Consider the following 265-nt stretch of genomic DNA (forward strand, 5'->3'; position numbering starts at 1 on the left):
CCATCATCATCAATCCCTAAACCAAATAACGTATTCACTTCACTAACAAGTACTTTTCCCTCTAGTATCGTCTTCGTTTCACTAACCTTTTGAATTTCTGGCTGCTCATCCGTATCAAACTCATCCTGAATATCTCCAACAATTTCTTCCAAAATATCTTCAACAGTAACAAGTCCAGATGTCCCACCATATTCATCTATCAATATAGCAATATGTGTTCTTTCTTTTTGCATTTTTAAAAACAAATCATGAATTGGAATAGAAT

1 protein-coding gene is annotated in these 265 nt (G+C 33.6%); it reads right to left on the minus strand.

The features are described 5' to 3' along the window. Window positions 1-265, minus strand: a 265-nt coding sequence (locus tag SB717_RS36605; RefSeq protein ID WP_410907962.1) for a CBS domain-containing protein, incomplete at both ends; no start/stop codon positions are given.

This window comes from Priestia sp. SIMBA_032, from assembly GCF_046535215.1.
Taxonomy (GTDB): domain Bacteria; phylum Bacillota; class Bacilli; order Bacillales; family Bacillaceae_H; genus Priestia; species Priestia aryabhattai.